Raw genomic sequence first — 23,027 nt, 5'->3', positions numbered from 1 at the left:
ATTACCATGGTATAAAACAGTCGATACAGGATTATTTATGTCCCTCCTTACGCCGTCAATAGATCCGCGTCTTGCCGGGATCGCGCCGGGGTTCCGCGCGCTGAGCATCGTGGTTGAAGCCGCGCCCATTACCGCCCCGGAAGTGGCCTCCGCCGCATTAGCTCAGGCCTGCCAGCAGGTGTTAAACGATGATTTTTCCTGGGCCGGAGCCCATCTCGCCGCCTGGGATGAGGTGTTTAAAGCCTTTGGCGCCAAACCGAAACGCACCCCCTGCTCCGCCAGCGCTCTGCGCAAACGGGTGCTGAAAGAGGGCACTCTGCCGCCGCTCGATCCGGTGGTGGATATCTACAATGCGGTCAGTATCCGCTACGCCATCCCGGTGGGCGGGGAAAATCTTGCCGCCTATACCGGGGCTCCGCGGCTGACGCTGGCCGACGGCAGCGAGCCGTTTGATACCGTTAAAGAGGGTCAGCCGGGCATGGAATATCCCGAGGTGGGCGAGGTTATCTGGCGCGACGACGTGGGAGTGACCTGCCGATGCTGGAACTGGCGACAGGGAGTGCGTACCCGGCTGGACAGCCAGGCGCAGACCATGTGGTTTATTCTCGAAAGCCTGCCCGCCATGCCGTTAGCGGCGCTGGAAGCGGCCGGGGATGAGCTGGTCAGCAACCTGCAACGGCTGATGCCGGGGGCAACAGCGCGGGTTCAGCTGCTGGAGCTGGTCTGAAAAACGCCGGGCGGCGCTGCGCTTGCCCGGCCTACAAAACCCGCACCATTTGAACCATTGTAGGCCCGGTAAGCACAGCGCCACCGGGCAACAAACCGCACCATCCCTGTAGGCCCGGTAAGCGCAGCGCCACCGGGCAACAGACCGCACAAGCCCATAGGCCCGGTAAGCAACGCGCCACCGGGCGATTTTTACGCCGGCATCAACCCGACAAAACAACGTTTTTTACGCGGCTCCGACATGAGATCCTCAAGCTTTTCCACACACGCCAGATAGTGCGGGGTCTGTTTATGCGCCGCTACTGCCTCCTCATCCTTGTAAGCTTCGTAGATAAAGAACCGGGTTTTCACCCGCGGATCCTGCAAAACGTCAAACCGCAGGTTGCCCGGCTCCTGGATCGCCCCTTCATGGTTGGCGCGAAATACCTCCAGGAACTCGTCCACCTTGTCCGGCTTAATGTTGATCTCCACTAAGGTCACGTTCATTGTGTTTCTCCTTGTTTTTCCTCCTGCCAGAACTGGTACGCCTCGCGGGCGCTCATCTTCTCGTGCACCACCTTCTTCACCGCCTTCAGCATCGCCAGCGGCGCGCTGGACTGGAAGATATTGCGTCCCATATCGACACCCGACGCCCCCTGATCGATGGCGCGGAAGCACATCTCCAGCGCCTCGTGCTCCGGCAGCTTTTTACCCCCGGCGATGACAATCGGCACCGGGCAACTGGCGGTCACTTTCTCGAATCCCTCTTCCACAAAATAGGTTTTAACGAACTGCGCCCCCATCTCGGCGGCAATACGGCTGGCCAGCGAGAAATAGCGCGCGTCGCGGGCCATCTCCTTACCCACACCGGTCACCGCCAGGGTCGGCATACCGTAGCGGTTGCCTGCATCCACCAGCTTGATAATGTTGTTGATCGACTGATGCTCATACTCACTGCCGATATAGACCTGCGCCGCCACCGCACAGACGTTGAGGCGCAGCGCATCCTCCATCGCCACCGCCACACACTCATTGGAGAGTTCACCCAGCATCGAGTTGCCCCCGGAGGCGCGCAGCACCACCGGCTTGTTGGTGGCGGGCGGCACGGTGCTTCTGAGAATGCCGCGGGTACACATCAGCACATCGGTTTCGCCGAACAGCGGCGCAATAGAGAGATCGATGCGCTCCAGCCCGGTGGTTGGCCCCTGGAAATAACCATGATCGAAGGCCAGCATCACCGTGCGGTTGCTGGTGGGGTTAAAAATGCGCGCCATGCGGGACTGCATCCCCCAGTCCAGCGCCCCACACCCCTTCAGGGTAAAAGGCACATTCTGCTGCGGCCGGTCGATGCCAAAGTTCTTGCCCTCTTTGATGTCGTCTAAATCAGCCATGTTCTCTCCCGTCAGAAGTCGTAGTTGTTGATGTTCTCTTTGGTAAACACCACCCGCTCCGGCAGCAGCACAATGCCGTTGCCTTTCGCTTCATACTGATAGCCCTGCACGCTGTTCGGCTCGACCTTCAGGGCGCCGATATCTTTGATCTCCACGCTGTCGCCGACGTTAAGATCGCCTTTTTTCAACAAACGATCGGCGACATTGACCGCAATTTTGCCCTGCTGCACCACATCCCACAGGCCGAAGGCTTTCACCGTGCCGCGCTCCACATACGGACGCATAACGTTCGGCGTGCTGAAGCCGACTATCGCCACCCCTTCCCGCTTCAGGTTTTCCGCCGCCTGGGCTGCCGCCGGCAGGGCGTTGGCATCCGGGGCGATGATCGCATCCAGATCCGGGTAGGCTTTTAAGATCCCCTCGGCGGTCTGCAAGGATTTGGTGGCGTCGTTATAGCCAAACTGGGTGGTGACGATCTGCCACTGAGGATGATCTTTGGCGATTTTGGCTTTCGCCGCGTTCACCCACTGGTTCTGGTCGGTGACGGTGGGACTGGAGTAGAAGAAGGCCACTTTGGCGTCCGGTTTGGTCACCTGCTTCGAGGCCATTTCCACCAGCAGGCCGCCGAGCTGTTCCGGGGTTCCCTGGTTGATGTAGATGCTGCGGCACTCCGGTTTGGTGTCGGAATCCCAGGTCAGGACTTTCACTCCGCGCTGCATGGCGCGCTTCAGCGCCGGGCAGAGGCCGTCCGGCGACACGGCGGAGACGATAATGGCGTTATAGCCCTGGTTGACGAAGTTATTGATCAGCTGCACCTGCCCCGAGACGCTCGGCTCGGTGGGGCCATCGTAGGTGACGTCCGTGCCCAGCGCTTTACCCGCCTCTTTCGCCCCGTTGCCGCCGCTGGTAAAGAAGCCGACCCCCACCAGTTTCGGGATAAACGCAATGCGGTCGGCGGCCTGCGCCGAGGCAACGCTTAATGCTACGGCCAGCACCATCAGTTTTATTTTCATCTTACGCTCCGGGTAGTTTTGTGAAGAGAGATCGCACCCACTCACGGTGCAGACTCAGTGAACGTCCCATCACCACCACAACCAACAGCGCCCCTGACAGCGCGCTCGACACCTGGTTGGGGATGCCGACCATCTGTAACCCCTGTTGCAGATACCCCACCAGCAATGCCGCCAGCGCAGTACCCAATACCGAACCTGAACCACCATAGATATTCGCCCCGCCCAGCACCGCCGCGGTGAGCGCGGGCATCAGCAGGTCGCGCCCTAAATCAGAGCGCGCCGAGCCGAAATAGGAGACCATCACCAGCGCGGCAATCGCCGAAGCCACCCCCACCAGGCCATAGAGCGCGTAGGACATGCCGTTAACCGACAGCGCCGCATAGCGCGCCGCGCGCGGATTCTGCCCAATCAGAAACAGATGGCGGCCAAAGCGCCCGCGATGGGTAATCAGCCAGAAGAGAAAGGTGATGATCGCGAACAGCACCAGCGGGATCGGCAGCCCGATAACCGTGAGATTGGCAAAGGCCGTGAAGCTCTCCGGGAAACCACCAATGCCTTCGTAACCGGTCGCCCCGGCCATGCCCGAGAGCAGCAGCGCCCCGCCGCCGTAGAGGTAGAGCGTGCCGAGGGTGATCACCAGCGGGCTGATGCCGGTGTAGTGGATAAGCAAAGCGTTGAACAGACCACACAGCAGCCCGAGCAGCAGGGTGAGCGGGATCGCCGCCGCCATCGGCACGCCGGACTGCATCATCACCCCCAGGGCGATGGCGCACAGGCCAATGGTCGAGCCGAGGGAGATGTCGATCCCGCCGCTGATGATCACCAGCGTCAGCGGCAGCGCCACAATGCCGATGCAGATAAAATCGCTGGTACTGAACAGCAGCATGTTGATGTCGAGCATCCGCGGGTTAAGGGTGCCAAACAGCAGGATCTCCAGCACCAGTAACAGCAGCAGCGCCCACTCCCAGTTAAGCTTCATCTACGCCACCTCTTTTTTGCGTTTGGGAAATGGGGTGACGTGCTTCCCCCCTTTGTTGCCCGGCTGGAAACGGCTGTACTTCAGGGCCCGCTGATGACGCGCCAGCGCCTGGCGCAGCCGTCCGTCGAGTACCAGCACCCCCAGCAGCACCAGGCCAGCGATAAAGTCATTCCACCACGCCGGGAGGCGGAACAGCACCAGCACGGTGTCGATCTGGGTCAGGAAGAAGGCCCCCAGCAGGGCGCCGATTAAGGTACCGGTACCGCCGAGCAGGGAGATGCCCCCAAGCACGCAGGCAGCGATGGCTTTCATCTCCAGCCCGCTGCCGGTCTGGTTCGGCACAAAGCCGATCTGCGCGGCAAAGACGATCCCGGCGCAGGCGGCCAGCACACCGTTGAGGGTGAAGGCCACCATCCGGGTGCGGTTGACCGCCACCCCCAGCTGGCGAGCGGCGGCGAGGTTATCCCCCACGGCGTAGAAATCGCGGCCAAAGGCGGTGCGCGACAGCGTCCAGGCCCCGAGAGCGGCGATCATCAGCACCACAAACCCCAGGGGCGATACCCCGAGCGCCACCGGCTCCGACAGCGCTTTCAGGCTCACCGGCAGCCCTTCAATCCACTTCCCGCCGGTCCAGAGCAGCATCGCCCCGCGCCACAGCCCCAGCGTGCCGAGGGTGGCGACAATCGCCGGAATGCGCAGCCCCACCACCAGCAGGCCGTTGAAGGCCCCCGCCAGCGCCCCGATCGCCAGCGCAAAGAGGATCGCCACCGGCAGGCCGTAGCCGTTGTTCAGCGCCACCCCCACGGCGATGGCGCACAGCCCGACAATCGAGCCGACCGACACGTCGATATTGCGGGTCAGCATCACCAGCCCGGCGCCGAGAGCCAGCAGGATCAGGATTTGCGAACTGGCGAAGATCATCCCCAGGGTCTGCAAACTGAGATAGGCCGGATTCAGGGCCACCAGCACCACAAACAGGGCGAGGATCGCCAGCAGGGCGCTGAGCTCGCGGTTTTTCAGGAGTGTTTTCATGCCTGCCCTCCGAAGGCCAGGGCCATCATGCGATCGAGGCTGACGGCGTGGCGCGGCAGTTCCCCGCTGAGCACCCCCTGGTGCATCACCAGTACCCGATCCGCCAGGCCGGGAAACTCATCCATGTCGCTGGAGATCATCAGCACCGCCACGTTTTGCGCCGCCACGCTTTTGAGAAGCCCATAGATATCGGCCCGGGCGTAGACGTCCACGCCGCGGGTCGGCTCATCAACAATCAGCAGCAGCGGATTGGCCTCCAGGCAGCGGGCCAGCAGCACCTTCTGCTGATTGCCGCCCGACAGGGTGCGCACGGTCTGATCCGGGCCGTTGAGTTTGATCCCCAGCGCCCGGTGATAGCGCTCCACCACCGCCGCCTCGCGTTTGCGCTGCTGCCAGAGCGAAGGTTCGTTCAGCGCCACGGTATTCCAGCGTACCGGCGCATCGAGAAACAGGCCGGAGACCTGCCGATCTTCCGGGAGATAGACCAGCCCTTTCTCCAGCCGGGCGCTGACCGGATCGCGGTCGATCTGCTGGTTTTCGAGCCAGATCCTCCCGCCCCGCGACGGGCGCAGGCCGTAGAGCGTTTCGGCAAACTCGGTGCGCCCGGAGCCTACTAATCCCGCCAGGCCGACGATCTCCCCGGCGTAGATCTCAAGGCTAAGATCGATAAAGCCCTCCCCGGTGAGCGTCTCCACCCGCAGCACCGGAAAATCCTGCGCCTGGGTGCGGCGATTGCCCGGCAGCGCCAGCCACAGCTTTTGCGTGTCGCTCAACTGCGGGTCGCGGCTGACCGGGGTCATGGCGGCAATGAGCGCGTTATCGTCAAACTGCGCGGTTTCGCCGCTCAACACGATCGCCCCGTCGCGCATCACCGAGACATGGCTGGCGAGCTGACGAATTTCGGGCAGCTTGTGAGAGATAAAGACAATCCCGACCCCCGTCCCCTGGAGCGCGCGGATCTGGCGGAACAGGCGCTCCGTTTCGCCCGGTGTCAGCGAGGCGGTGGGTTCATCAAGGATGAGGATCTTCGCCTCGCGCATCAGCCCGCGCAGGATCTCCACCATCTGCTGATCCGCCACCTCCAGGGTGCTGGCGGCAGCGTCTAAATTGAGCTGGCACTGGAGCTGCTCCAGCTTATCCCCAAGACGCTGGGCGGTGGCCTGCCCGCGCGGCAGGCGGAAGAGAATGTTTTCCCGCACGCTGAGGTTCGGAAACAGCATCGGCTCCTGGGGCACAAGATAGATGCCGAGCTGGTGGGCCTGGCCCGGTTTGAGGCGAGCAAAAGGCTGGCCCTCAATAGAAAGTTGACCGCGGTCGGGCGTTTCGACCCCGGCGACAATCTTCATCAGGGTCGATTTCCCGGCGCCGTTGCCCCCCATGAGGGCATGCACCTGGCCCGCAAGCAGAGTGAAATCAATGTTTTTCAATACTGGAACGCCGGAGAACTGCTTCTGGATCCCGCGCGCCTCAATCAGTGCTCTCATTATCGCTCCGCTATTGAACAAATGATTTTTGAAATTAATAATGTTCAAAAGCGTAGACGGTGAACTATATTTACAACCGTGCAGGGATCACAGTTTTATGGATATGATCCCGATAATGCTGAAACATTCCGGAATATCCGTTTTGCCGTGTGGCTCACAGATTCAAGCTGCGGCAAAGCGAACATATGATCTAAATTTTGATAAGAGTTCAAATATGGCTGAGAAACGCGTTGCCGAAGAGGGACGATTTGCCGGACTGGCACTGACGGAAGAGGAACTGGTGGCGCGCGTGGCGTGGTGCTACTACCACGACGGCCTGACGCAGAACGATATCGGCGAACGGCTGGGTTTACCGCGGCTCAAGATTTCACGGCTGCTCGAAAAGGGCCGACAGTCCGGGGTGATTCGCGTGCAGATCAACTCCCGCTACGAAGGGTGTCTGGCGCTGGAGACCGCGCTTCAGCAGCGTTTCGGCCTGAAGCTGGTGCGCGTGCTGCCCGCCCTGAATACCCCGGCGATGAGCGTGCGCTTAGGGATTGGCGCCGCGCAGTCGTTAATGGGCGTGCTGGAGCCGGGGCAACTGCTGGCGGTGGGATTTGGTGAAACCACCATGAGCTGCATTCAGCACTTAAGCGGCTTTATCAGCTCCCAGCAGGTGCGGCTGGTGACCCTCTCCGGCGGCGTCGGGCCCTATATGACCGGCATTGGTCAGCTGGATGCCGCCTGCAGCGTCAGCATGATCCCCGCCCCGCTGCGGGTCTCCTCCGCAGAGGTGGCCGGGATCCTGAAGCGGGAAACCAGCGTGCGGGATGTGATCCTCGCCGCCACCGCCGCCGACGCCGCCGTGGTCGGCATTGGTGCCGTAAACCAGCGCCGGGATGCCACCATCTTGCGCTCCGGCTATATCAGCGAAGGGGAACAGCTGATGTTTGCCCGCAAAGGGGCGGTGGGTGACATCCTGGGCTATTTCCTCAATGCCGAGGGAGAGCGGGTATCGGATCTGGAGATCCACCGTGAGTTACTGGGCGTCACCCTCGATGAACTGGCGCAGTTGCCCACCATCGTTGGCGTCGCCGGAGGAGAAGAGAAAGCCGATGCGATTTATGCCGCACTGAAGGGTCGCCGTATCAATGGCCTGGTGACGGAAGAGACGACAGCCCGCGCGGTGCTGGCTCTGGCCGGATAAGAGTCGCCCTGCGCCTGACACGAGGCAAGCTCATGAGTTACCTTTTAGCGTTAGATGCAGGGACAGGCAGCGTTCGCGCCGTGGTGTTTGATCTCCAGGGCAACCAGATAGCCGTCGGCCAGGCCGAATGGAAACACCTGAGCGTGGAGAACGTCCCCGGCTCGATGGAGTTCGACCTCGACACCAACTGGCGGCTGGCCTGCCAGTGTATTCACCAGGCGCTTGAGCGGGCGCACCTGAGCGCGGCGGATATCCAGTCCGTCGCCTGCTGCTCGATGCGCGAGGGGATTGTCCTCTATGACCGCAACGGCGACGCCATCTGGGCCTGCGCCAACGTCGATGCCCGCGCCAGCCGCGAAGTGGCTGAACTCAAAGAGATCCACGATTACCGCTTTGAATCTGAAGTCTATGACGTCTCCGGCCAGACCCTGGCCCTGAGCGCCATGCCGCGCCTGCTCTGGCTGGCGCACCATCGCCCGGATATCTACCGCAACGCGGCGACCATTACCATGATCAGCGACTGGCTGGCGGCGAAGCTCTCCGGCGAGCTGGCCGTTGACCCCTCTAACGCCGGCACCACCGGCATGTTAGATCTCTTTTCCCGCGACTGGCGGCCCGCGCTGCTGGACATGGCCGGGCTGCGGGCCGATATCCTCTCGCCGGTCAAAGAGACAGGGAGCGTGCTGGGAGCCGTTACCCGGGAGGCGGCGCAGCAGTCGGGCCTGCGGGAAGGCACGCCGGTGGTGATGGGCGGCGGCGATGTGCAGTTGGGCTGCCTGGGGCTGGGGGTGGTCCGCGCCGGGCAAACCGCGGTGCTGGGCGGCACCTTCTGGCAGCAGGTGGTCAACCTGCCGCAGGTGCGCACCGATCCGCAGATGAACATCCGCGTGAACCCGCACGTCATTCCGGGTATGGCCCAGGCGGAGTCGATCAGCTTCTTCACCGGGCTGACCATGCGCTGGTTCCGCGACGCCTTCTGCGCCGAAGAGAAGCTGATTGCCGAACGCATGGGGATGGACACCTACGCCCTGATGGAGGAGATGGCCAGCCGGGTGCCGGCGGGCTCTCACGGGGTGATGCCGATCTTCTCCGACGCCATGCACTTTAAGCAGTGGTATCACGCTGCGCCGTCGTTTATTAACCTCTCCATCGACCCGGAAAAATGCAATAAGGCTACCCTGTTCCGCGCCCTGGAGGAGAACGCGGCAATTGTCTCCGCCTGCAACCTGGCGCAGATTTCGCAGTTCTCCGGCGTCACCTTTGACAGCCTGGTGTTTGCCGGCGGCGGCGCGAAAGGGGCGCTGTGGAGCCAGATCTTAAGCGACGTTACCGGCCTGCCGGTGCGGGTGCCGGAGGTGAAAGAAGCCACCGCGCTGGGCTGCGCCATCGCCGCCGGGAGTGGCGCCGGGCTGTATGATGATATGGCTGCCACGGGAGAGTCGCTGGTGAAATGGAGCCGGGAATTTACCCCCAATCCGGCGCACCGGGAGCTGTACGACGGCATGATGCAGAAGTGGCAGGCGGTCTATGCCGACCAGCTCGGGCTGGTGGACAGCGGGCTGACCACCTCCATGTGGCAGGCACCGGGGCTGGTGCGCGCCACGGCGCCGTAAAAACGCCGGATGGCGCTGCGTTTATCCGGCCTACGGTTTTGTAGCCCCGGTAAGCGCAGCGCCACCGGGGAAGTTCTTTGAGATCTATCACAATCATTCGATCCCGCTTTTACCTTTCTTCTGCCGCTGGCTAAATTAGTAACTCATCCGACCACATAACAATAATTTTACACTGGAAGAGACTATGAGCCGCTACCCGTCGCTATTCGCCCCCCTCGATCTGGGATTCACCACCCTGAAAAACCGCGTGTTAATGGGCTCGATGCATACCGGGCTGGAGGAGCGGCCGGACGGTGCTGAGCGGCTGGCCGCGTTCTATGCCGAGCGCGCCCGTCACGGGGTGGCGCTCATCGTTACTGGCGGTGTGGCCCCTGCGCCATCCGGGGTGGCGATGGAGGGCGGCGCGGTGCTGAACGATGCGGCACAGCTGCCCCATCACCGGATCGTGACCGATGCCGTCCACCAGGAAGGCGGTAAAATCGCCCTGCAAATTCTGCATACCGGGCGCTACAGCTATCAGCCAAACCCGGTGGCCCCGTCGGCGATCCAGGCCCCCATCAACCGCTTTAAGCCGCAAGCGCTGACCCACGACGAGATCCTGACCCTGATCGATGACTTCGCCCGCTGTGCGGCGCTGGCGCGGGAGGCGGGCTACGACGGCGTGGAGGTGATGGGCTCCGAAGGCTATCTGATTAACGAATTCCTCGCTGCACGCACCAACCAGCGTGACGACGAATGGGGCGGCGACTATGCACGCCGGATGCGCTTTGCCGTCGAGGTGGTGCGCGCCGTGCGCGAGCGCGCCGGAAGCGACTTTATTATTATCTTCCGCCTGTCGATGCTGGATCTGGTGGAGGGCGGCGGCACCTTCGAGGAAACCGTCCAGCTGGCGCAGGCCATAGAGGCGGCGGGCGCGACCATCATCAACACCGGGATTGGCTGGCACGAAGCGCGCATTCCGACCATCGCCACCCCGGTGCCGCGCGCGGCGTTCAGCTGGGTAACCCGCAGGCTGAAAGGCAAAGTGTCGATCCCGCTGGTGACCACCAACCGCATTAACGATCCGCAAGTCGCAGACGATCTGCTGGCGAATGGCGATGCCGATATGGTGTCGATGGCGCGGCCCTTCCTCGCCGATGCGGAGATCCTCTCCAAAGCGCAAAGCGGCCGTGCGGATGAGATCAACACCTGTATCGGCTGCAACCAGGCCTGCCTGGATCAGATCTTCGTCGGCAAAGTCACCTCCTGCCTGGTGAATCCGCGCGCCTGTCATGAAACCCGCATGCCCATCGTTCCGGCCATCAGCAAAAAGCGGCTGGCGGTGGTGGGCGCAGGTCCCGCGGGGCTGGCGTTTGCGGTGAATGCCGCCGCACGCGGGCACAGCGTGACGCTGTTTGATGCCGCCGCTGAGATTGGCGGGCAGTTTAATATCGCCAAGCAGATCCCCGGCAAAGAGGAGTTCTACGAGACGCTGCGCTACTACCGCCGGATGATCGAGGTTACCGGCGTGGATCTGCGGCTCAACCAGTGGGTGACCGCGGACGATCTCGCCGACTTTGACGAGACGATCCTCGCCAGCGGGATCGCCCCGCGTCTGCCTGCGATCGAGGGCATCGATCATCCGAAAGTGCTGAGCTACCTCGACGTGCTGCGCGACAAAGCGCCGGTGGGCGATCGGGTGGCGATCATCGGCTGCGGCGGGATCGGCTTTGATACCGCCATGTACCTGAGCCAGACGGGCGAGGCCACCAGCCAGAATATCGCGGAATTCTGCGCAGAATGGGGCATCGACACCAGCCTGAATCAGGTGGGGGGCTTGCGTCCGGAAGGGCCCCAGCTGCCAAAAAGCCCGCGCCAGATCGTGATGCTGCAACGCAAGGCCAGCAAACCTGGCGAAGGGCTGGGGAAAACCACCGGCTGGATCCACCGCGCCACCCTCCTCGCCCGCGGCGTGAAGATGATCCCGGCGGTGAGTTATCAGAAGATCGACGACGAAGGGCTGCATCTATTGATCGGCGGTGAACCGCAGTTGCTGCCCGTCGATCATGTCATTTTGTGTGCCGGACAGGAGCCGAAGCGCGATCTGGCCGAGCCGCTGCGCGAGGCGGGCAGAACGGTGCATCTGATTGGCGGGTGTGATGTGGCGATGGAGCTGGATGCCCGGCGGGCGATTGCCCAGGGGACGGCGTTAGCATTAGCGATCTAAAGCATTGCCGAGCGGCGCTACGCTTGCACCGGCCTACGGTTTTGTAGGCCCGGTAAGCGTAGCGCCGCCGGGCAAAACAATCTTAACGGCGGCGACCCAACTTAACCGCTTTCAGCACCACGAACTTGTTGTTCGTCGCAATGGTGGTGCAGTTACCGAAGATCTTCTTCAGCTTGTGGAAGTAGTCCAGGTGGCGGTTGGCGACGATGTAGAGCTCCCCGTTGATTTTCAGGCAGCGACGCGCGTGGTGGAACATCTCCCAGGCGACGTTATCGGTCAGGGCGTGCTTCTGATGGAACGGCGGGTTGCAGAACACGGCGTTGAAGCGGAACGGCTCCACCCCCGAGAGCGCGTTGTTGATCATAAACTCGCAGCGATCCAGCGCCTCCGGCATGTTGGTCTCCACGTTGAGACGGCTGGAGGCTACGGCCATCGGCGATTCGTCGCTGAAGACCACGCTCGCTTCCGGGTTCTTCGCCAGCAGGGTCAGGCCGATCACCCCGTTACCGCAGCCGAGATCGACGATCTCCCCTTCCAGGTTTTCCGGCAGATGCTCGATAAAGAAACGCGCCCCGATATCCAGCCCGGTACGGGAGAAGACGTTGGCGTGGTTGTGGATGGTCCAGTCGGTGCCTTCCAGCTTCCAGCTCAGGGTCTCTGGCGCGTCGGCCAGGTCTGGTGCCGTGAAAGTACAGTTGATGAGGCGCGCTTTCTTCCAGGCAAGCGTTGTGGTGGTTGGCCCCAGCACTTTCTCGAACAGTTCCAGCGTAGAGGTATGGATATCACGCGCTTTAGCACCGGCGATAATGCGCGTCTCTGGCGTCACCACCTTGCGCAGCGCACGGAGCTGCTGCTCCAGCAGCGCCATCGTTTTCGGCACTTTGATCAGCACCACGCCCGGCGCCTGCGGGTAATCCGCGGTGCTGTCGAGGAATTTCACGCTGCCTTCATCGATGTCGTTGTAACGCAGGTTTTCCCGCGTCGCCAGCTCGCTTATGTATGAATCACCGATGCTGTAAGGGGTGTGTTCGGCCAGGGCGCAAGCCAGGGCGCCGAAAGCATCATTCAGGATCAGAACCGGGCCGCTGATTTCGGTGTCATCCAACTGTTGCAGCAGATAGTCATCCGCCGCTTCCCACGCCTGCAGCGGGTTAACGTCGTCCGTTTCCGGAAAACGTTTTAAGTCGAGTGAACGGAAACCGTTGTCTAAGTGGCTCATCGGCCCTCCTGAGTGGTAAAATTTCGGCGTTATCCCTGAAAAGGGTGCGTGAGTATACCCGTTTTCACACTGATGTGGGCTTTTGATGAACCAACTTCCTTATCTCCAGGGCTACCCGGAGCATTTACTTTCTCAGGTTCGTAGCCTGATTGCCGAGCAGAAGCTGGGCGCGGTGCTGGAAAAACGCTATCCCGGCACCCACGATGTCGCTACCGATAAAGCCCTCTGGCAGTATACGCAGGATCTCAAAAGCCGTTACCTGAAGAGCGCCCCGCCGATCAATAAGGTGATGTATGACAACAAGATCCACGTCCTGAAGAACGCGCTGGGTCTGCATACCGCCATCTCCCGCGTGCAGGGCGGCAAGCTGAAGGCCAAAGCCGAGATCCGCGTGGCGACGGTATTCCGCAACGCGCCGGAGGCGTTCCTGCGCATGATCGTGGTGCATGAGCTGGCGCACCTGAAAGAGAAGGAGCACGACAAAGCCTTCTATTCCCTCTGCTGCCACATGGAGCCGCAGTACCATCAGCTGGAGTTTGATACCCGGCTGTGGCTGACGCATCTATCGTTAAAGAGTAATGCGGATTAGCGCACGCGATTTGTCATGATGACGTGCTACAGTGGCTAAAGGTTCCCTGCTACGGAGTACGTAAACGTTTATGATACGTTTCGCAGTCATTGGGACGAACTGGATCACCCGTCAGTTCGTCGATGCCGCCCATGAGACCGGCAAATATAAACTTACCGCAGTCTATTCCCGCAGCCTTGAACAGGCCCAGACCTTTGCGAACGACTACCTCGTCGAACATCTCTTTACCTCGCTGGAGGAGATGGCGCAAAGCGATGCGATTGACGCGGTTTATATTGCCAGCCCCAACTCTCTGCACTTCCCGCAGACGAAGCTGTTCCTCAGCCATAAAAAACATGTGATTTGCGAGAAGCCGCTTGCCTCTAATATCGATGAGGTTGAAGCCGCTATTGCCCTTGCGCGGGAAAACCAGGTGGTGCTGTTCGAGGCCTTCAAAACCGCCAGCCTGCCGAATTTCCTGCTGCTGCAGCAGTCGCTGTCGAAAGTGGGCCGCATCCGCAAAGCCTTTATCAACTATTGTCAGTATTCGTCGCGCTACCAGCGCTACCTGGACGGCGAGAATCCGAACACCTTTAATCCGCAGTTCTCCAACGGCTCGATTATGGATATCGGTTTCTACTGCCTGGCCTCGGCGGTGGCGCTGTGGGGCGAGCCGCACCGGGTGCAGGCGACCGCCAGCCTGCTGGAAAGCGGCGTGGATGCCCACGGTCTGGTAGTGCTGGATTATGGCGATTTCAGCGTGACGCTGCAGCACTCCAAGGTGAGTGACTCGGTGCTGCCAAGCGAGATCCAGGGCGAGAACGGCGCGCTGGTGATCGAGAAGATCTCTGAGTGCCAGAAGCTGAGCTACGTGCCGCGCGGCGGCAAGCCTCAGGAACTGACGCAGCCTCAGCATATCAACACTATGCTGTATGAGGCAGAGGTGTTTGCGCGTCTGGTCGAAACCCAGGAAGTTAACCATCCGGGCCTTGCGGTGAGCCGTACCACGGCGAAGCTGCAAACCGAAATCCGTCGCCAGACGGGGGTGGTTTTCCCGGCTGACGGCCTTAACGCAGAAGTTACCGCGTAAAGCTGTGTAATGAATTAGCGCAGGCCATTGACGAAACCAATGGCCTGACATATTTTGTTACCTGCAAAGGGGAGTAACTTCCTGGTCGGTGGATCGTCATTACGATGCGTGTAATACCGCATCCGGTCGCCGGGCAACGAAAAAGGAATACGTGAGCGTATTCCTTTCTTGTTGTAAGTGAGACCTTGCCGGAAGGCGAGGTCTATGCACAAAAAACGCAACGGCTATCGTCTTCTGACGTTAGCCGTTTTTTTTTGTGGAAGGAAAATTGTATGAATACTGTCGGTACTCCGCTGATGTGGGGAGGATTCGCCATCGTTGTGGTCATCATGCTGGCGATCGATCTCTTTTTGCAGGGTCGGCGCGGCGCGCATGGCATGACCATGAAGCAGGCGGCCGCCTGGTCGCTGGTATGGGTCACCCTCTCCCTGCTCTTCTGTGCCGCCTTCTGGTGGTATCTCTCCGTGACGCAAGGCCGCGCGGTCGCCGATCCCCAGGCGCTGGCGTTCCTCACCGGCTATCTGATTGAAAAAGCCCTGGCGGTGGATAACGTCTTCGTCTGGCTGATGCTGTTCAGCTATTTTGCGGTGCCTGCAGCCTTGCAGCGTCGGGTGCTGGTGTATGGCGTGCTGGGCGCGATCGTGTTGCGTACCATCATGATCTTTGCCGGTAGCTGGCTGATTACCCAGTTCGAATGGCTGCTCTATGTTTTCGGCGCCTTCCTGCTCTTTACCGGCGTGAAGATGGCGCTGGCGAAGGAAGATGAAACCGGTATTGGCGAGAAGCCGCTGGTGCGCTGGCTGCGTGGTCATATGCGTATGACCGACACCATCGAAAGCGAGCACTTCTTTGTGCGTAAAAACGGCCTGCTGTATGCCACGCCGCTGCTGCTGGTGCTGATCATGGTGGAGCTGAGCGATGTGATTTTCGCGGTCGACAGTATTCCGGCGATCTTCGCGGTGACCACTGACCCGTTCATCGTGCTGACCTCAAACCTCTTTGCGATCCTCGGTCTGCGTGCGATGTACTTCCTGCTGGCGGGCGTGGCGGAGCGCTTCTCAATGCTGAAGTATGGTCTGTCGGTGATCCTGGTCTTTATCGGCATTAAGATGTTGATTGTCGATTTCTATCACATCCCAATCGCCATCTCGCTGGGCGTGGTGTTTGGCATCCTGGTTGTGACCCTGCTTATTAACGCCTGGGTGAACCACCAGAACGATAAGAAGCGGCAGATCCAGTAAGGGGATTGTGCGGTCTGGTGCCCGGCGGCGCGACGCTTGCCGGGCCTACGGTTTTGTAGGCCGGGTAAGCGCAGCGCCACCCGGTATGACAACACGCAGCGGAGTAAAACGCGCTACCCGGCAAAAATGTAACCAGACAGTTAAAAAACATGACGCAGTACGTAAATTCCAGCATTTTGCTCTTCCCAGACTTCTCGCATTCAATATACTCATCCTGACAAACACACACCTCTAACCGGAATATAAGTGCCTGAGAGCATCTCCGGGACGGAACGCAATCTCACTGAAGGAATTTTTATGACCATGCAATCCCCGGGTTTGCTCGCGCGTCTGGCGCAGGGCAGCCTTGTTAAACAAATACTGGTAGGTCTGGTGCTGGGTATTTTACTGGCACTGGTTTCCAAACCGGCGGCAATTGCCACCGGCCTGCTCGGCACCCTGTTCGTTGGCGCGTTAAAAGCCGTCGCCCCAGTCCTGGTACTGATGCTGGTTATGGCCTCCATTGCCAACCATCAGAAAGGACAGAAAACCAACATTCGCCCGATTTTGTTCCTTTATCTGCTGGGCACCTTCTCTGCCGCGCTGACGGCGGTCATTTTTAGCTTCGTGTTCCCCTCCACGCTGCACCTCACCTCTGCAGCGGGCGATATCACCCCACCATCGGGCATCGTGGAAGTGCTTCGCGGCCTGCTGATGAGCATGGTCTCTAACCCGATTGACGCGCTGCTGAATGCTAACTACATCGGCATTCTGGTATGGGCCGTCGGGCTGGGCTTCGCCCTGCGCCACGGCAACGACACCACCAAAAATCTGATCACCGATATCTCTAACGCGGTCACCTTTATAGTGAAAGTGGTGATCCGCTTTGCGCCGATCGGTATCTTTGGCCTGGTCTCTTCTACTCTGGCAACCACCGGCTTTGAAACCCTGTGGGGCTATGCGCAACTGCTGGTTGTACTGGTGGGCTGCATGCTGCTGGTGGCGCTGGTCATCAACCCGCTGCTGGTGTTCTGGCAGATCCGCCGTAACCCTTATCCGCTGGTGCTGACCTGCCTGCGTGAGAGCGGCGTCTACGCCTTCTTTACCCGCAGCTCCGCGGCGAACATTCCGGTTAACATGGCGCTGGCCGAGAAGCTGAACCTGGATCGTGACACCTACTCCGTCTCTATCCCACTGGGTGCGACGGTGAACATGGCAGGTGCGGCGATCACCATCACCGTGCTGACCCTGGCTGCCGTGCATACCCTGGGCGTGCCGGTCGACCTGTTAACCGCGCTGCTGCTGAGCGTTGTGGCGTCGCTGTGCGCCTGTGGTGCATCGGGTGTGGCGGGCGGTTCTCTGCTGCTGATCCCGCTGGCCTGCAACATGTTCGGTATTCCGAATGAAGTGGCGATGCAGGTTGTGGCTGTGGGCTTTATCATTGGCGTGCTGCAGGACTCGTGCGAAACCGCGCTGAACTCCTCCACCGACGTGCTGTTTACCGCCGCGGCGTGTCAGGCTGAAGATGCGCGTCTGGCTAAGAACGCTTTACGTAATTAATAAAAAAGCCCGGTGGCGGCTACGCCTTACCGGGCCTGATTTTGGTTCGTAGGTCGGGTAAGCGTTAGCGCCACCCGACACCACACCTACAGCGTCACACCACTCTTGAAGATCGCCAGCTCGCGGAAGTCGTTTTTCTCGTTGCAAGCCTGTTTGCCATTGGCAATATCCACAATCACATCCACGAATTCCGTTAACAGCTGCGGCATCGCTTTGCCGTGGATCAGCTGACCGGCATCGAAATCGATCCAGTGCTTTTTCTTCGCCGCCAGCTCGCTGTTGGTGGCAATTTTCACCGTTGGCACAAAACCGCCATATGGGGTGCCGCGACCGGTGCTGAACAGCACCATATGGCAGCCCGCCCCCGCCAGGGCGCTGGTTGCAACGGCATCGTTACCCGGCGCACTAAGCAGGTTCAGACCCGGCGTGCTCAACCGCTCGCCGTAGCGCAGGACGTCCACCACCTGGCTGGCACCCGCTTTCTGGGTACAGCCGAGGGATTTCTCTTCCAGCGTGGTGATCCCGCCCGCCTTGTTGCCCGGGGATGGGTTCTCGTAAATCGGCTGGTTGTGGGCGATAAAGTACTGCTTGAAGTCGTTGACCATGGTGACGGTCTTTTCAAACGTCGCTTCGTCGCGGCAGTGGCTCATCAAAATGCGCTCCGCGCCGAACATCTCCGGCACTTCGGTCAGCACGGTGGTGCCGCCGTTGCTGATGACATAATCAGAGAACTGACCCAGCATCGGGTTAGCGGTAATGCCGGACAGCCCATCAGAGCCGCCGCACTCCAGACCAAACTTCAGCTCGCTCAGCTTGCCTGGCTCACGCTTATCATGGCGCATCGCCTCATACAACTCATGCAGATGCTCCAGACCGGCTTCCACTTCATCGTCCTGATGCTGGCACACCATAAAGTGTACGCGGGCAGGGTCGAAATCCCCCAGCGTCTCACGGAAGGCATCCACCTGGTTGTTTTCACAACCGAGGCCAATCACCAGCACCGCCCCGGCGTTCGGGTGGCGGACCATGTTTTGCAGCATGGTGCGGGTGTTGATGTGATCGTCACCCAGCTGGGAACAGCCGTAGGTGTGGCTGAACAGGAAGACGCCGTCGGTGCCTTCCGCCTGGTTAGTCTCTTTCAGGAAGCGGCTCTGGATCTGACGGGCTATGCCGTTGACGCAGCCGACGGTGGGCAGGATCCACAGTTCATTGCGGATCCCCACCTCACCGCTGGCGCGGCGGTAGATCTGAACGTCACGATCTGCCGCCTGGCGGCTCTCAGCCAGCAACTCAGGTTGATAGCTGTACTCATCCAGATCGCTCAGATTGGTGCGCGTATTATGGGAGTGAATAAATTCACCCGCCGCGATATCCGCCAGGGCATGGCCGATAGGCAGACCGTATTTGATAACGTTCTCCCCTTTGGCAATCGGCTGCAGGGCAAACTTGTGCCCGCGTGCCAGATCCTGGCGCAGGGTGACGGTCTGGTTGTCAAACGTCACCTCCAGGCCTTCGCTCAGGTCGGCCAGCGCGACCGCAACGTTATCCAGCGAATGGATTTTGATGTATTGCATATCAACCTCAGACGGCCTTAGTTCAGTTCAATAGCGAAGTAGTCGCGCGCATTGTTAAAGCAGATGTTTCTCACCATTTCGCCCAGCAGCTGAATATCGGCCGGCGCTTCGCCTGCGGTGACCCAGCGGCCAATCATCTGGCACAGAATGCGGCGGAAATATTCATGGCGAGTATAGGAAAGGAAGCTGCGGCTGTCGGTCAGCATGCCGACAAAGCGGCTCAGCAGACCAAGCTGCGCCAGCTGGGTCATCTGACGCTCCATGCCATCTTTCTGGTCGTTGAACCACCAGCCGGAACCGAACTGCATTTTGCCCGGCATCCCTTCGCCCTGGAAGTTACCGATCATGGTGCCCAGCACTTCGTTATCGCGTGGGTTCAGGCAGTACAGAATGGTTTTTGGCAGCAGGTTCTCTTCGTTCTGTTTGCTCAGCAGTCTGGAGAGCTCTTCGGCCAGCGGACGGTCGTTGATGGAGTCGAAACCGACGTCGGCGCCCAGCAGCTTGAACTGACGCAGGTTGTTGTTGCGCAGCGCGCCAATGTGGTACTGCTGCACCCAGCCGCGACGGGCATATTCTGCCGCCAGCCAGACCAGTACCGCAGTTTTGAACTGCGCCACTTCATGCTCGCTCAGGGTTTCACCCGCCAGGCGGCGCGCCAGGATGCTGTCCAGCTCGGCTTCGTTCGCCTCAGCAAACAGCACCACGTCCAGAGCATGGTCAGACACTTTACAGCCGTGAGCCGCGAAGTGATCCAGACGCTTCGTCAGCGCGGTCTGCAGATCGCCGAAACGGCGGATCTCGGTATCAGAGACTTCACTCAGCTTCGCCATGTAGTCGGCAAAGGTCGCCTGCTCAATGTTGAACGCTTTATCCGGGCGCCAGCTTGGCAGCACTTTCACGTCAAACGAGCTGTCTTTCGCGACAACGGCGTGATGCTCCAGAGAGTCAATCGGATCGTCGGTGGTGCCGACCATCTTCACGTTCATCTGCTTCATGATGCCGCGGGCAGAGAATTTATCCTGGGCCAGCAGCTCATTACATTCGTTCCAGATCTCATCCGCGGTAGACGGAGAGAGCAGCTTGCCGGTGATCCCGAATGGACGGCGCAGCTCCAGATGGGTCCAGTGGTAGAGCGGGTTACCAATGGTGTGCGGCACGGTCGCTGCCCAGGCATCGAATTTTTCACGGTCAGACGCGTCACCGGTACAGAGGCGTTCCGCCACCCCGTTGGTGCGCATGGCGCGCCACTTGTAATGGTCGCCTTTCAGCCAGATGTCATACAGGTTTTTAAAACGGTAATTTTCGGCGACCTGCTGCGGCGGAAGATGGCAGTGGTAGTCGAAAATCGGCTGGTCTTTCGCGTAATCATGGTACAGGCGGCGGGCAAATTCGGTATCTAACAGAAAATCTTCAGTCATAAACGGCGTCATGTCGTCATCCTCTTAACGGGCACGTCAGAAAACAGCAATGTTCAGATGCTGCAAAGTTATCACACCAATTTCCAGAGGCCGATGATTTTTTCGTGAGTTAGATCAATAAACGTCGACAAATAATCTACATCTAAAGTGTTAAACAGCGCTTAACGCCGCGCCAGCTCTGGCCTGACACAGACTCGACATTACCCTTACAATTATTGACACATTTGTGATGTCACTCACCTTTTAAAGTTGTATGACAAGTTATCGTTCTGCCGTCGCAAATTATAAGCCGACGGAATGCATTACCGGTGCCACAGGCGTCGGACTCAGCGGTAAGGATACCGAATTATGCACGTTACTTATGGCAAGGTTCGGGCCGTACCGGGAGCATTCCCGGTTACGCCCTCCCGTTGAAAACATCTCACGCAATGCATAGAGATGCCCGTACTCCGGTGCGGCAATAACATAACGATGAGGTTTTACATGCGTAAAATTAAAGGGTTACGTTGGTACATGATCGCACTGGTGACGCTCGGCACCGTGCTGGGCTACCTGACGCGTAATACCATAGCGGCGGCTGCGCCAACGCTGATGGAAGAGTTGCACATCTCCACGCAACAATACTCCTATATTATCGCGGCCTATTCCGCGGCTTACACCATCATGCAGCCGGTAGCAGGCTACGTGCTGGATATTCTGGGTACGAAAGTTGGCTACGCCGTATTCGCCGTCACCTGGGCCATCTTCTGCGGCGCAACCGCGCTGGCAGGCAGCTGGGGTGGCCTGGCGCTGGCCCGTGGCGCGGTAGGTGCTGCGGAAGCGGCGATGATCCCTGCGGGTCTGAAAGCGGCATCCGAGTGGTTCCCGGCGAAAGAGCGCTCCATCGCGGTGGGCTACTTCAACGTGGGTTCCTCTATCGGCGCGATGATTGCTCCGCCGCTGGTGGTATGGGCTATCGTGATGCACAGCTGGCAGCTGGCGTTTATTCTCTCCGGCGTACTGAGCTTCGCCTGGGCGATGTGCTGGCTGATCTTCTACAAACACCCGCGCGATCAGAAGAAACTCTCTGATGAAGAACGCGACTACATCATCGGCGGCCAGGAGTCCCAGCACCAGACCAATAACGGCAAGAAGATGTCTGTTCTGCAGATTCTGGGTACCCGTCAGTTCTGGGGTATCGCCCTGCCGCGTTTCCTGGCTGAGCCTGCATGGGGTACGTTCAACGCCTGGATCCCGCTGTTCATGTTTAAAGTTTACGGCTTTAACCTGAAAGAGATCGCCATGTTCGCCTGGATGCCAATGCTGTTCGCAGACCTGGGCTGTATCGTCGGGGGTTACCTGCCACCGCTGTTCCAGCGCTGGTTCGGCGTGAACCTGATCGTCTCCCGTAAAATGGTTGTCACCATGGGTGCCGTACTGATGATTGGCCCGGGGATGATTGGTCTGTTCACCAGCCCGTATATCGCGATTGCGCTGCTGTGCGTCGGGGGCTTTGCTCACCAGTCTCTCTCCGGTGCGCTGATCACCCTCTCTTCTGATGTCTTCGGGCGTAATGAAGTGGCGACCGCTAACGGCCTGACCGGGATGGCAGCCTGGACCGCCAGCACCCTGTTCGCCCTGGTGGTCGGTGCGCTGGCTGACACCATCGGCTTTAGCCCGCTGTTCGCGGTACTGGCTATCTTCGACCTGCTGGGTGCAGTGCTTATCTGGACGGTGCTGAAAAGCAAGTCCGCAGAGGAGCTGTTGCAAGAGTCCGTTGGAAGGCCCGCGACTCAGAGCTAGATTTATTGCCGGGTGGCGCTTCGCTTACCCGGCCTACTAAACCGCCAGGGCGCGCAAGCGAAGCGCAGCCTGGTATATAAAAGCCGCTCCCGAGCGGCTTTTTTGCGGGTCAAATCTGGAGACAAAGGGGTAAAAGTGGTATAACAAATCATTAGCCATACCTTGCCTGGAGCGCATATGGAAATCAACGAACCCCGTCGTCTTTATCAGCAACTTGCTGCCGAGCTGAAATCGCGCATCGAGCAAGGCGTTTATCTGGTAGGCGACAAGTTACCTGCCGAGCGTTTTATCGCTGATGAGAAGAGCGTAAGCCGCACCGTGGTTCGTGAAGCCATCATCATGCTGGAAGTGGAAGGCTATGTTGAAGTGCGTAAAGGTTCTGGCATTCATGTTATCTCCAGCCAGCCAAAACACTCCCCGGCCCCGGACGAAAATCTGGAATTTGCCAATTACGGCCCCTTTGAGCTGCTCCAGGCTCGTCAGCTTATTGAGAGTAATATCGCCGAGTTCGCGGCGACGCAGGTGACCAAGCAGGACATCATGAAGTTGATGGAGATCCAGGACAACGCGCGTAAAGAGAAATGCTTCCGCGACTCCGAATGGGACCTGCAGTTTCATGTCCAGGTGGCGCTGGCGACGCAAAACAGTGCGCTTGCGGCAATCGTCGAAAAAATGTGGACTCAGCGCGTTCATAACCCGTACTGGAAAAAACTGCACGATCATATCGATTCCCGCACCGTGGATAACTGGTGTGACGACCACGATAAAATCCTTAAGGCACTGATTCGTAAAGACCCGCATGCGGCAAAAGTGGCGATGTGGCAGCATCTCGAAAATACCAAACAGATGCTGTTCAATGAAACTAGCGACGACTTCGAATTTAACGCCGACCGCTATCTTTTTGCTGAGAATCCGGTGGTTCACCTCGATAGCGCCGTCAGTCACGCAAAATAGTTTTCTTCACGCATCGGCAGGCGCTTCGCTGCG

The 23,027-nt window shown here is 59.6% G+C and carries 19 protein-coding genes; 10 read left to right on the top strand and 9 right to left on the bottom strand.

Translation table 11 applies throughout. The features are described from left to right. Window positions 1-37 precede the first annotated feature (37 nt). The gene (locus B3X29_RS11990; RefSeq protein WP_159339915.1) at window positions 38-727 is read left to right on the top strand and encodes a B3/B4 domain-containing protein; all 690 of its coding nucleotides are present in this window, start codon (window positions 38-40) and stop codon (window positions 725-727) included. Window positions 728-918: 191 nt separating this feature from the next. On the opposite strand, the gene lsrG is transcribed toward B3X29_RS11990, so the two are convergent. Genes lsrG through lsrA form a run of 6 tightly spaced genes read right to left on the bottom strand, consistent with a single transcriptional unit; the run spans window position 919 to window position 6,604 of the window. After that, complete coding sequence (lsrG, locus tag B3X29_RS11985; RefSeq protein WP_103177108.1) at window positions 919-1,212, bottom strand: (4S)-4-hydroxy-5-phosphonooxypentane-2,3-dione isomerase; 294 nt, start codon at window positions 1,210-1,212, stop codon at window positions 919-921. Continuing rightward, window positions 1,209-2,096: a 3-hydroxy-5-phosphonooxypentane-2,4-dione thiolase gene (lsrF, locus tag B3X29_RS11980; protein WP_103177109.1), complete on the bottom strand. Its 888-nt coding sequence runs from the start codon at window positions 2,094-2,096 to the stop codon at window positions 1,209-1,211. Before lsrF ends, lsrG begins: the two co-directional genes overlap by 4 nt. An 11-nt stretch (window positions 2,097-2,107) precedes the next feature. Further along, the gene (gene lsrB, locus B3X29_RS11975; protein WP_103177110.1) at window positions 2,108-3,109 is read right to left on the bottom strand and encodes an autoinducer 2 ABC transporter substrate-binding protein LsrB; all 1,002 of its coding nucleotides are present in this window, start codon (window positions 3,107-3,109) and stop codon (window positions 2,108-2,110) included. Window position 3,110: 1 nt separating this feature from the next. Continuing rightward, a complete protein-coding gene (gene lsrD / locus B3X29_RS11970) occupies window positions 3,111-4,088 on the bottom strand; it encodes an autoinducer 2 ABC transporter permease LsrD (protein WP_159339914.1) in 978 nt (325 codons plus the stop codon). Continuing rightward, window positions 4,089-5,120: an autoinducer 2 ABC transporter permease LsrC gene (gene lsrC / locus B3X29_RS11965; RefSeq protein ID WP_159339913.1), complete on the bottom strand. Its 1,032-nt coding sequence runs from the start codon at window positions 5,118-5,120 to the stop codon at window positions 4,089-4,091. It abuts the gene before it with no gap. Then, on the bottom strand, window positions 5,117-6,604 hold the full coding sequence (gene lsrA, locus B3X29_RS11960) for an autoinducer 2 ABC transporter ATP-binding protein LsrA (RefSeq protein ID WP_159339912.1): 1,488 nt from the start codon (window positions 6,602-6,604) through the stop codon (window positions 5,117-5,119). The genes lsrC and lsrA overlap by 4 nt, the downstream gene beginning before the upstream one ends. A 214-nt stretch (window positions 6,605-6,818) precedes the next feature. Here lsrA and lsrR point away from each other — a divergent pair, with 214 nt between their 5' ends. The 3 genes from lsrR (at window position 6,819) to B3X29_RS11945 (ending at window position 11,609) form a co-directional block, all read left to right on the top strand. Next, complete coding sequence (gene lsrR, locus B3X29_RS11955) at window positions 6,819-7,790, top strand: transcriptional regulator LsrR (RefSeq protein ID WP_103177114.1); 972 nt, start codon at window positions 6,819-6,821, stop codon at window positions 7,788-7,790. Window positions 7,791-7,822: 32 nt separating this feature from the next. Then, the gene (gene lsrK / locus B3X29_RS11950; RefSeq protein WP_159339911.1) at window positions 7,823-9,403 is read left to right on the top strand and encodes an autoinducer-2 kinase; all 1,581 of its coding nucleotides are present in this window, start codon (window positions 7,823-7,825) and stop codon (window positions 9,401-9,403) included. Between the two features lie 184 nt (window positions 9,404-9,587). Next, window positions 9,588-11,609 (top strand): NADPH-dependent 2,4-dienoyl-CoA reductase, encoded by a 2,022-nt coding sequence (locus B3X29_RS11945; RefSeq protein WP_159339910.1) that lies wholly within the window; start codon window positions 9,588-9,590, stop codon window positions 11,607-11,609. 82 nt (window positions 11,610-11,691) lie between these two features. Here B3X29_RS11945 and rlmG read toward each other — a convergent pair whose 3' ends face one another. Then, entirely contained in the window at window positions 11,692-12,828 is a 1,137-nt protein-coding gene (gene rlmG, locus B3X29_RS11940; protein WP_159339909.1) for a 23S rRNA (guanine(1835)-N(2))-methyltransferase RlmG, read from the bottom strand. An 85-nt stretch (window positions 12,829-12,913) separates the two neighbouring features. Here rlmG and B3X29_RS11935 point away from each other — a divergent pair, with 85 nt between their 5' ends. From B3X29_RS11935 to sstT, 4 genes are all read left to right on the top strand, one after another. Then, the gene (locus B3X29_RS11935) at window positions 12,914-13,417 is read left to right on the top strand and encodes a YgjP-like metallopeptidase domain-containing protein (RefSeq protein WP_103177118.1); all 504 of its coding nucleotides are present in this window, start codon (window positions 12,914-12,916) and stop codon (window positions 13,415-13,417) included. Window positions 13,418-13,487: 70 nt separating this feature from the next. Continuing rightward, window positions 13,488-14,486, top strand: a complete 999-nt coding sequence (locus B3X29_RS11930; protein ID WP_103177119.1) for a Gfo/Idh/MocA family protein — start codon at window positions 13,488-13,490, stop codon at window positions 14,484-14,486. 272 nt (window positions 14,487-14,758) lie between these two features. Beyond that, complete coding sequence (locus B3X29_RS11925; RefSeq protein WP_103177120.1) at window positions 14,759-15,727, top strand: TerC family protein; 969 nt, start codon at window positions 14,759-14,761, stop codon at window positions 15,725-15,727. A gap of 297 nt (window positions 15,728-16,024) precedes the next feature. After that, window positions 16,025-17,266 (top strand): serine/threonine transporter SstT, encoded by a 1,242-nt coding sequence (gene sstT, locus B3X29_RS11920; protein ID WP_159339907.1) that lies wholly within the window; start codon window positions 16,025-16,027, stop codon window positions 17,264-17,266. 86 nt (window positions 17,267-17,352) lie between these two features. Here sstT and B3X29_RS11915 read toward each other — a convergent pair whose 3' ends face one another. Then, window positions 17,353-18,840 (bottom strand): UxaA family hydrolase, encoded by a 1,488-nt coding sequence (locus B3X29_RS11915; protein ID WP_159339906.1) that lies wholly within the window; start codon window positions 18,838-18,840, stop codon window positions 17,353-17,355. Between the two features lie 17 nt (window positions 18,841-18,857). After that, window positions 18,858-20,270, bottom strand: a complete 1,413-nt coding sequence (gene uxaC / locus B3X29_RS11910; protein ID WP_159339905.1) for a glucuronate isomerase — start codon at window positions 20,268-20,270, stop codon at window positions 18,858-18,860. Between the two features lie 471 nt (window positions 20,271-20,741). On the opposite strand from uxaC, the gene B3X29_RS11905 reads away from it, so the two are divergent. Continuing rightward, window positions 20,742-22,040: an MFS transporter gene (locus B3X29_RS11905; RefSeq protein ID WP_159339904.1), complete on the top strand. Its 1,299-nt coding sequence runs from the start codon at window positions 20,742-20,744 to the stop codon at window positions 22,038-22,040. A gap of 177 nt (window positions 22,041-22,217) precedes the next feature. Then, window positions 22,218-22,994 carry a transcriptional regulator ExuR gene (gene exuR, locus B3X29_RS11900; protein ID WP_159339903.1) on the top strand — a complete coding sequence of 259 codons (777 nt, stop codon included), beginning with the start codon at window positions 22,218-22,220 and terminating at the stop codon, window positions 22,992-22,994. Window positions 22,995-23,027: the final 33 nt, after the last annotated feature.

This window comes from Leclercia sp. UBA5076, assembly GCF_002416465.1.
GTDB lineage: Bacteria > Pseudomonadota > Gammaproteobacteria > Enterobacterales > Enterobacteriaceae > Enterobacter.
The sequence above is the reverse complement of the archived record's forward strand: the minus strand, read 5'-3'. Positions and strand labels throughout refer to the sequence as shown.